The organism is Sphingomonas sp., assembly GCF_031426035.1.
Classification (GTDB): Bacteria; Pseudomonadota; Alphaproteobacteria; order Sphingomonadales; family Sphingomonadaceae; genus Sphingomicrobium.
Genome location: NZ_JANPKO010000025.1, coordinates 1 through 4470 on the forward strand (window position 1 = coordinate 1; position 4470 = coordinate 4470).

2 protein-coding genes and 2 pseudogenes are annotated in these 4470 nt (G+C 70.0%); 1 reads left to right on the forward strand and 3 read right to left on the reverse strand.

Annotated features, from left to right (window positions below; genetic code table 11):
* Positions 1–1438 (reverse strand): annotated as a pseudogene (locus RMP08_RS01490) (transcription-repair coupling factor); the annotation flags it as partial.
* Positions 1435–1761, reverse strand: coding sequence for a succinate dehydrogenase assembly factor 2 (locus RMP08_RS01495; protein WP_409049758.1), 327 nt, complete (start codon positions 1759–1761; stop codon positions 1435–1437). The gene RMP08_RS01495 and the pseudogene RMP08_RS01490, both read right to left, overlap by 4 nt.
* A 17-nt stretch (positions 1762–1778) precedes the next feature.
* On the opposite strand from RMP08_RS01495, the pseudogene recG reads away from it, so the two are divergent.
* Positions 1779–3836: pseudogene (gene recG / locus RMP08_RS01500) on the forward strand (ATP-dependent DNA helicase RecG).
* A gap of 83 nt (positions 3837–3919) precedes the next feature.
* On the opposite strand, the gene tyrS reads toward recG, so the two are convergent.
* The coding region (gene tyrS / locus RMP08_RS01505) for a tyrosine--tRNA ligase (RefSeq protein ID WP_310467181.1) at positions 3920–4470 on the reverse strand (551 nt) is incomplete at its 5' end.

Genomic DNA, 4470 nt, shown 5'->3' on the forward strand with positions numbered 1-4470 from the left:
CCGCGGCGCCCTTGCGCTTCTTGCGCCGCCGCACCAGCCGGTCGCCGAGCATGTCCTGCTCGGTCAGCACCGCGACATCGGGCGCGGTGAAGCCGTGGTCGAGCGGCAGCACCAGTAGCGCCGCACCGGCGCGCGCGCCGAGCGCGGCCTGCCAGCTGTCGGCGAGGCTCAGCGACTTCAGCCCATGGTCCTCGAGGAGGCCCTGGAGCCGCTCGCGCGAGCCCTTCGAATAGCTCGCCAGCACGACTTTTCGCCCGTCCTTCTTGAGCTTGGCGACATGCTTGGCGACCGCCTCGTAGACATTGACTTGCTGGGTGCGCTCGGGGGCGAAGTCGCGCGGCGGCTCGACCTCGAACGCCACCGTGCACGCCGATTCGGGCTCAGGGAAGGGCGAGGTCAAATGGATCGGCCACGCCGCGGCGCGCGCCCATTCGTCGCTTGGCAGGTACAGCGCATCAGGCTCGAGCGGGCGATAGCTGCCCGGCGCGCTTCCCTGGGCGCGGGTGCGGTTGGCGTAATAATCGGCGACCGCCTCGCGCCGCGCCTCGAGCGCGCCGTCGCTGCCCGAGTCGCGGACGACGATGTCGGCCTCGCCCAAGTGGTCGAACAGGGTCGCCATGCCCTCTTCCAGCAACGGCAGCCAATGCTCCATGCCGGCCATGCGGCGGCCGTCGGACAGCGCCTGGTAGAGCGGGTCCTGGGTGGCGTGGGCCCCGAATTTTTCGCGGTAGCGCGAGCGGAAACGTTTGATGTTGGCTTCGTCGAGCAAGGCCTCGGAGGCGGGCATCAAGGTGAACGCCTTAGCGCGGTCGGTCGATCGCTGGTCGGCGGGGTCGAAGCGGCGCAGGCTTTCGATCTCGTCGCCGAAGAAATCGAGCCGCAGCGCCGTCGCCTCGCCCGCCGGGAACAGGTCGATCAGCGAGCCGCGGACGGCATATTCGCCAGCCTCGGCGACCGCGTCGGCGCGCTGATAGCCGAGCGCGGTCAACTGCCCGATCAGCGCCTCGCGCTCGACGCGGTCGCCGGCGGCGATGCGGCGGGTCAGCTGGCGGGTGCGGAACGGGGTCAGCAGGCGTTGGCTGGCGGCATTGGCGGTCGCGACCAGCACCTGCGGGCCGTCGCGCTTTACCTGCAGCGCGGCAAGCGTCGCCAGGCGCTCGGCCATCACGCGCAAGGCGGGTGAGGCGCGGTCGTAGGGCAGGCAATCCCACGCAGGGAGGGTAAGCACCGCAACCTCGGGAGCGAACGCGGGGATGGTGTCGGCCAGTGCCCGCATCGCTGCTTCGTCGGCGGCGATGACCACCGCGCGGCCGTTTTTACCGGTGCCGTGCGCGGCGCGGGCGAGGTCGGCGGCGAGCCACGGCAGGAAGCCCGCGGGGACGCCGGCCAGGGTCAGCGGCTGGTCCGCCTTGAGCACGCGCTGGAGCGGTTCGCTCACTTCGCGACCTGGATGTAGTCGAGGCGCTGCAACGCGTCCGCCATTGGTGCGAAGCGGTCGGGGACCGGCAGCGCGCGGTGGGCCCAGGCCATGATGTCGACATCTTGTTCTTCGAGCAACAGTGCGAACACCATACGATCGGCCGTGTCCCAGCCGGCCGAGTGGGCGTCGAAGAAGCCGCCGACGAGCATGTCCGCCTCGCGCGTGCCGCGATGGTGCGCGCGCCAGTGGAGGCGTTTCAGCTCGGCGTCCGGGTGCATCGGGGCGAGATAGGTGGCGGAGTGGCCGCTGTCACCCCGCGATGCTGGCATGACGGCAAGCAATATGGCTAGACGTGGCGATGCGCCCGGAAATCCTCAATCCATTGTTCGCCGAGGTCGAGGCGTTGAAGGGCGTCGGGCCGGGGCTGGCCAAGGCGCTCAAGCGGCTCGCGCTCGAGCGCGTGGTCGACCTCGCGTTCCACTTGCCGACGGGGACCATCGAACGGGTGCTGACGCCGGCCATCGGCCATCATTTGACCGGGCGCATCGTGGTCGTGCCGGTGACCCCGTTCGAAACGCGCGGCGGGGAAGGGCGGGGGCCGTTCCGGGTGTTCGCCGGCGATGCCGAAGGGAACACGCTGACCCTGGTTTATTTCAACAACCCCGGCTGGGCCAAGAAGACGCTGCCGCTGGGCGAGACGCGGGTCGTGTCGGGGCGGCTCGAGGCGTACGGCCAGGAATTGCAGATCATCCACCCCGAAGTGGTGACCCCGGACAAGGCCGGCGACCTGCCGCTGCGCGAGCCGGTCTATGGCCTGACCGAGGGGCTGACCAACCGCCGCCTGGGCGAGCTTGCCGCCGCCGCGATCGACCGCGCGCCCGAGCTGCCCGAATGGATCGAGCCGGGGCTGCTGGCGCGCGAGGGGTGGCGGCCGTGGCGCGTGTCGCTCGCCGAAGCCCACCGCGAACCCGCCGCGACCGCCGCGCGGCGCCGCCTCGCCTATGACGAGGTGTTCGCCAACCAATTGACGCTGCTGCTGCTGCGCGCCGATTCGCGGCGGCGCACAGGGGTGCCGCTGGCCGGCGACGGGCGGCTGACCGATGCGCTCCGGCTGCCCTACACGCTGACCGGTGCGCAGCGCCGGGTGATCGAGGAAATTCGCGGCGACATGGCGCAGAGCGTTCCGACGCTGCGCCTGCTGCAGGGTGATGTCGGTTCGGGCAAGACCTTGGTGGCGGTGATGGCGATGCTCGCCGCGGACGAGGCTGGCGCCCAGGCGGCGTTCCTCGCGCCGACCGAGATCCTCGCCCGCCAGCACCACGCTACCCTGCTCGCCCAGCTCGACGCGATCGGGGTGCGCGTCGCCATCCTCACCGGGCGCGAGAAGGGGCGGGCGCGCGAAAGCGTGCTGATGGGGCTGGCCGACGGATCGATCGACATCCTCGTCGGCACCCACGCGATCTTCCAGGACAAGGTTGCCTACAAGAAGCTCGGGCTCGCGGTGATCGACGAGCAGCATCGCTTCGGCGTGTCGCAGCGGCTTCTGCTGTCGGCCAAGGCGGAGCGTCCGCCGCATTTGCTGGTGATGACCGCGACCCCGATCCCGCGCACGCTGACGCTGACCCAATAGGGCGAGATGGACGTCAGCCGCATCGACGAGATGCCGCCCGGGCGCAGCCCGGTCGAGACGCGGGTGATCAGCGACCAGAAGCTGGCCGAAGTGATCGATGCGCTCGGCCGCCACATCGGCGGCGGCGGGCAGGCCTATTGGGTGTGCCCCTTGGTCGAGGAGAGCGAGAAGAGCGACGCCGCCGCCGCCGAACAGCGCGCCGAGGTGCTGCGGGTGCGGTTTGGCGGCGACAAGGTCGGCCTCGTCCACGGCCGCATGAAGGGACCCGAGAAAGACGCGGTGATGGCTGCCTTCGCCTCCGGAACCCTTGCCGTGCTGGTGGCGACGACGGTGATCGAGGTTGGCGTCGATGTGCCCAACGCGACGCTGATGGTGGTCGAGGGCGCCGAGCGTTTCGGCCTCGCCCAGCTCCACCAGCTGCGCGGGCGGGTCGGGCGCGGGACGGGCAAGAGCGTATGCTTGTTGATCCGCGGGCCGCAATTGAGCGAGACCGGGCGGGCGCGGCTGGCGCTGATGCGCGAGACCAATGACGGCTTCCGCATCGCCGAGGAGGATTTGCGCCTACGCGGGCCGGGCGAGATCTTGGGCACGAGGCAGTCGGGCGAGGTCGCGTTCCGCGTTGCGTCGGCCGAGGATGTCGCCGAATTGGCCCCGCTGGCGCAGAGCGATGCACGGCTGCTGCTCGACCGCGACGGCGGGCTGGCCGGGCCGCGCGGACAAGCGGCGCGGGTGTGTCTCTATCTGTTCGAGCGCGACCAGGCGATCGGGCTGATCAGGAGCGGGTGAACAACCGTCACCCCGGCCTTGAGCCGGGGCCTGCCTCCTTTTGAAATAAGCAGGCGGGTGCCAGATCAAGTCCGGCATGACGATCAGGTCAGCAAACCGTGCTTCTTCTTGCCTAGGCTGAGCTTGCCGGGGGTGGCGGGCAGCGCGGGATCGCTGACCACGACATCGTCCAGCCGCACCGCGCCCTCGGCGATCTTGCGCTTCGCTTCGCCATTCGAGGCGGTAAAGCCGAGCGCGGTCAGCGCGTGGGCGACGGTCATTCCATCGCTCACCGCGAGCGCCGGCAAATCCTCGCCGCTGCCGCCGGCGAAGGTCGTCTTGGCGGTCTCCTTGGCGTTGGTCGCCGCCTCGCGGCCGTGCAGCAAGGCGGTCGCCTGGGTCGCCAGCACGACCTTGGCATCGTTGATCGCGGCCCCGCCGAGCCCTTCCAATTTGCCGACCTGGTCGAGCGGCAGGTCGGTGAATAGCCTGAGGAACTTGCCGACATCGGCGTCCGCCGTGTTGCGCCAGAATTGCCAATAGTCGTACGGGCTCAGCTGATCGGCGTTGAGCCACACCGCGCCGCTCGCGGTTTTGCCCATCTTGGTGCCGTCGGCCGTTGTGATGAGAGGCGTCGTGACGCCGAACACTTCGG